The organism is Variovorax sp. P4_D9, from assembly GCF_056401695.1.
In genome coordinates this window covers 1-4,398 of record NZ_JBFUIU010000727.1, presented here as the reverse complement: position 1 = coordinate 4,398, position 4,398 = coordinate 1, and the positions used below count along the sequence as shown (strand labels likewise).

5 protein-coding genes and 1 pseudogene are annotated in these 4,398 nt (G+C 63.7%); 5 read left to right on the top strand and 1 reads right to left on the bottom strand.

The window, feature by feature from the left end:
* The 5 genes from AC1DY5_RS43705 to AC1DY5_RS43685 form a co-directional block, all read left to right on the top strand.
* Window positions 1-215 (top strand): ABC transporter ATP-binding protein C-terminal domain-containing protein (locus tag AC1DY5_RS43705; RefSeq protein WP_478120654.1); only part of this gene is annotated, 215 nt, incomplete at its 5' end.
* The gene (locus AC1DY5_RS43700; protein ID WP_478120653.1) at window positions 215-1,087 is read left to right on the top strand and encodes an ABC transporter ATP-binding protein; all 873 of its coding nucleotides are present in this window, start codon (window positions 215-217) and stop codon (window positions 1,085-1,087) included. The genes AC1DY5_RS43705 and AC1DY5_RS43700, both read left to right, overlap by 1 nt.
* Window positions 1,088-1,348: 261 nt before the next feature.
* The gene (locus AC1DY5_RS43695; RefSeq protein WP_478120652.1) at window positions 1,349-1,747 is read left to right on the top strand and encodes an amidase family protein; all 399 of its coding nucleotides are present in this window, start codon (window positions 1,349-1,351) and stop codon (window positions 1,745-1,747) included.
* Window positions 1,748-2,008: 261 nt separating this feature from the next.
* Complete coding sequence (gene dkgB / locus AC1DY5_RS43690) at window positions 2,009-2,812, top strand: 2,5-didehydrogluconate reductase DkgB (protein ID WP_478120651.1); 804 nt, start codon at window positions 2,009-2,011, stop codon at window positions 2,810-2,812.
* 114 nt (window positions 2,813-2,926) lie between these two features.
* Window positions 2,927-3,889, top strand: a complete 963-nt coding sequence (locus AC1DY5_RS43685) for a LysR family transcriptional regulator (protein ID WP_478120650.1) — start codon at window positions 2,927-2,929, stop codon at window positions 3,887-3,889.
* Here AC1DY5_RS43685 and AC1DY5_RS43680 read toward each other — a convergent pair.
* Window positions 3,884-4,398 (bottom strand): annotated as a pseudogene (locus AC1DY5_RS43680) (4-hydroxy-2-oxovalerate aldolase); the annotation flags it as partial. The gene AC1DY5_RS43685 and the pseudogene AC1DY5_RS43680 overlap by 6 nt on opposite strands.

The window sequence follows — 4,398 nt, the reverse complement described above, 5'->3', positions numbered from 1 at the left end:
ATCCGACACTGATCAACGGCCTGATCAGCCACCTGCGCCGAGTGAACCGCGAGTTCGGGGTCACGCTGTTCGTCATTGAACACAACATGCGGGTAATCATGCGGCTGGCCGAATACATCTACTGCCTCGCGCATGGCGAGTTGCTTGCGGAGGGACATCCTGACGCCATCCAGAATGATCAGCGGGTGATCGACGCCTACCTGGGGGCGCGCTGATGGTGATCCAGAAGCACGGGCAACGCGACGACGCCGATCTGGACGAGGACTGGCTCTCGGTCGATGACGTCGCGCGCGAGGCTGCGCTCCTGGTCGGCGAGGGGCCTTCGCGCGAGCGCATCGCCGAGCTGGCCGGCGGCAAGCCGCAGCTGTCTATCGAGAACCTCCATGCGGGCTACGGCAAGATGGAGGTTCTCCACGGCGTGAACCTGCAGGTGGCCGCCGGTCAGTCGCTGTGCATGATCGGCCCCAACGGCGCCGGTAAATCCACGGTGCTGCATTCCATCTACGGCTTCACGCGCATCACCGGCGGCAGCATCCGTGTCAACGGCGAGGACATCACGCGCTTGTCGCCGAACCAGAAGCTCAAGCATTCCGGCATCGCCTACGTCCTTCAGGACAACTCGGTGTTCCCCGACATGTCGGTGGAGGAAAACCTCCTCATGGGAGGCTTTCTGCTGGCGCATCCCGACCAGGCCAGGGAAGCCGTCGAACGCGTGTTTGTGAAGTACCCCAACCTGGCCCATCGCCGCCACCAGCCGGCGCGCGTGCTATCGGGCGGAGAGCGGCGCCTGCTCGAAATCTCGCGTGCGCTGGTGATGAATCCGCACATCTTGTTGGTGGACGAGCCTTCGATCGGGCTGGAGCCGCGCTTCATCGATATGGTCTTTGAAATCCTGTCCGACCTGCAACGCGACGAAGGCAAAGCCATCATCATGGTCGAGCAGAATGCAAAGAAGGGCCTGCAATTCGCCGACATCGGTTACGCGCTGGTTTCGGGGTCGGTGGCCATAGCGGGCACGGGTGCCGAACTGCTCGAAAATCCGGACGTCGGGCGCCTTTTTCTCGGTGCCCGGTTGACCGGTTCCTGATTTCAACCGCAAGGCACGGCCAGCAGGTTTCTTCACCCGGCCTTCGTGGATTCCCGCTCCCTTTCACCTCGCCGCTCCTCCGAAAGCACCACGGTCTCGAAGATTTCATAGTCCGACCCATGCAACAAGGCTGTGCCGCGTCCAAATTGCTGGATGTCTATTGGACAAGCGTCTATCGCCTGCGCGACGTCGCCTTCAGTGATGGAGATGAAGCCCGCGTTTGCGGAAGCTACGGCTGGTCACGGCGATGATGAGATTTACATGATGGCCAAGACCATGCGGGCCACGCCTGACACCTCCATGAAGGACTACATCGAGGCCGAGCAGGCAGCCGAGCGACTGAGGGACGGCTTCGCCGACTGCTTCGAGCGTTATGACGTCCTGCTCACCCCCGTGCAGCCAATTCCAGCCCAAAACCATGGGGTCTCGGAGTTYATCATCAACGGCCAGAAAGTGGACGCCACCTACCTGCAAGGTTCAACGGTGCATCTGAACGTGACTGGCCTGCCGGGCGTGTCGATCAGGTTTGGAACGAGCCGTGACGGAATGCCGATCGGGGTGCAACTCGTATCGACCTGGCTGGCTGAATCGACGCTGCTGCACGCCGCTTCGCTGCTGGAATCAGCCAGCCCTGTTCGTGGTCTTCACCCGACCATCTAAGCCGGGACGCGAGCCCATAACCACCACAACTCCCCGGTGGCCGTGCCGAGAATGGGCATCACGGTTCCGGCGCGCGCGACAACGCGCCGGGTTCGACCACCGCCACCAGCGCCTGCAATTCGTCGAGTGTCGTCTTCATTGTTGATTCCAAGTCAAATCTGTTTGCTTTATAGGCGACTTTTTCGCAAGGTCCAAAAGAACGAGACTAGGGGCCCGAGGGCCGTCGCGCCTACCCTTTTTCAATACATTGGAGCCCCTCCCATGAGCATTCCGTCCTTCGGACTAGGCACCTTCCGCCTCAAGGGCCAGACCGTCATCGATTCCGTGCGCAATGCACTGGATGTCGGCTACCGCGCCATCGACACGGCGCAGATCTACGAGAACGAGGCCGAGATCGGCCAGGCCATCGCCGAGTCCGGCGTACCGCGCTCCTCGCTGTTCGTGACCACCAAGATCTGGGTCGACAAACTCGCTGCATCAAGGCTGATCCCGAGCCTGCGCGAAAGCCTGGGCAAGCTGCGCACCGGCCATGTGGACCTGACGTTGATCCATTGGCCCTCCCCGGGCGGCGCGGTTCCGCTGGCCGAGACGCTGCAGGCCCTGGCCGAAGCACGAGACCTGGGCTTGACGATGCAGATCGGCGTATCGAACTTCACAAGCGCGCTGCTGCGCAAAGCGATCACGCTGGCCGGCCCCGGGCAGATCGCCACCAATCAGGTCGAGATCAGTCCCTACCTGCAGAACCGCAAGCTCGCCGCTTTCGCGCACGAGCAAGGTATCCACCTGACTTCGTACATGACGCTGGCCTACGGCAAGGTGCTTCAGGAGCCGGTGCTGCAGGCCATCGCCGCCCGCCATCGGGCGACGCCCGCGCAGGTGGCGCTGGCCTGGGCGCTGCAGCAGGACTACTCGGTAATCCCTTCTTCCACCCGGCGTGAGAACCTGCAGAGCAACCTGCAAGCAACGCGGCTGCACCTTGAAGAGGAGGACATCGCCGCCATCGCCACGCTGGAGCGCAATGAACGCCTGGCCAACCCCGAGGGCCTGGCACCGCAATGGGACTGAGCGCGGGGCCGGCCGTGCATATGCTGCCCGATAAGCATCGGACAATCGGCCGATCGCAATTTCCCGCAGGTGACATGCACCTCGCCAAGCAACTTCACATCGGGAGTTCCTGAGATGGACATCAAGCGCCTGCAGTTGCTGGCGGACATCGTCGAGGCGGGCAGCCTCAGCAAGGTCTGCGCGTCCCGGGGCATCGCGCAGTCCGCCCTCAGCAAGCACATTGCCGTCCTGGAGGGCGAATTCCGCGCGAAGCTCTTCTATCGCACGGGGCGCGGCGTCGTGCTGACCGAGTTCGGTCAGTCGATCATGCCCAGAGTCCGTTCGCTGCTTGGCGAGTTCGAGCAGCTGAAGAACGATGTCAGGGACCGCGCCGACGTTCCCAGCGGGCCCGTCAGGCTTGCCGTCCAGGCATCGATCACGCATGCGCTCGTGGGCCCGCTGTTCCAGCGCGTGCGGGCTGATTTCCCGAGGATCGACCTGCGCCTGATGGAAGGGTTCGCGGGCAGCATCGAGGATGCGCTGGCCAATGGTCGCGCGGACGTCGGCGTCTTCTCGCGCTATGGGGAGCACATCCACAAGACCGACGAGGAGCTCGCCACCAACGAGCTTTATCTGGTGGGTCGCGCCGGTGACGCCGCAGTCTCCCGGCCCGAGTGCAGCTTCGTTAACGCCGCGCGCCTTCCCCTCGTGCTGCCGGGCGCGCCGGACGGCCTGTACTTGATGCTGCTGGATGCGGCCAAGAAGGCGGATGTGCGGTTGAACACGGAGATCGAGGTCGACTCGCTCACCGCAATGCGCGAGATCGTGGCGAGCGGCGCGGCCTACAGCATCCTCACGCGCCAAGCCGTAGAGATAGATATGCAACTCGGCCGAATCGACGTCAGCCGCATCACCGACCCTGTCTTGACACGAACGCTGGTGCTTGCCACGAGCGCCCAGCGACCCCTGACCTACGCCAGTAGGACCGTCATCGACCTCATCCGCAAACTGACGCGCGACATGGCCGCGGCCGGCGTGCGAAGGAAGCCGGCGCTCGCGCCCTCCGCAGGTCGTCGCCGCAGCGCCGGCACTTCATGACATGCGCGCGGTCCGTGCATCCCCGCGCTTGTTCAGCAGATCGAGTGCCACGTCGACGATCATGTCTTCCTGCCCCCCGACCATCCGTCGCCTGCCGAGTTCCACGAGGATGTCCACGGCAGGGATGCCGTACTTGGCAGCAGCCGCTTCCGAATGCCTCAGGAAGCTCGAATACACACCGGCGTAACCCAGCGCCAGCGTTTCCCGGTCGACCCGCACCGGACGGTCCTGAAGCGGTCGCACCAGATCCTCGGCCGCGTTCATCAGCGCGAACAGATCGCAGCCATGGTTCCAGCCCAGGCGGTCGGCGGCTGCGATGAACACCTCCAGCGGCGCGTTGCCGGCGCCCGCGCCCATGCCGGCCAGGCTGGCGTCAACGCGGTTGCAGCCCTCCTCCACCGCCACGATGGAATTTGCCACGCCGAGTGACAGGTTGTGATGTGCATGGATGCCGATCTGCGTGTCCGCGCGCAGGGTCTCCCTGAATGCGCGGATCCGCTGCCGCACAT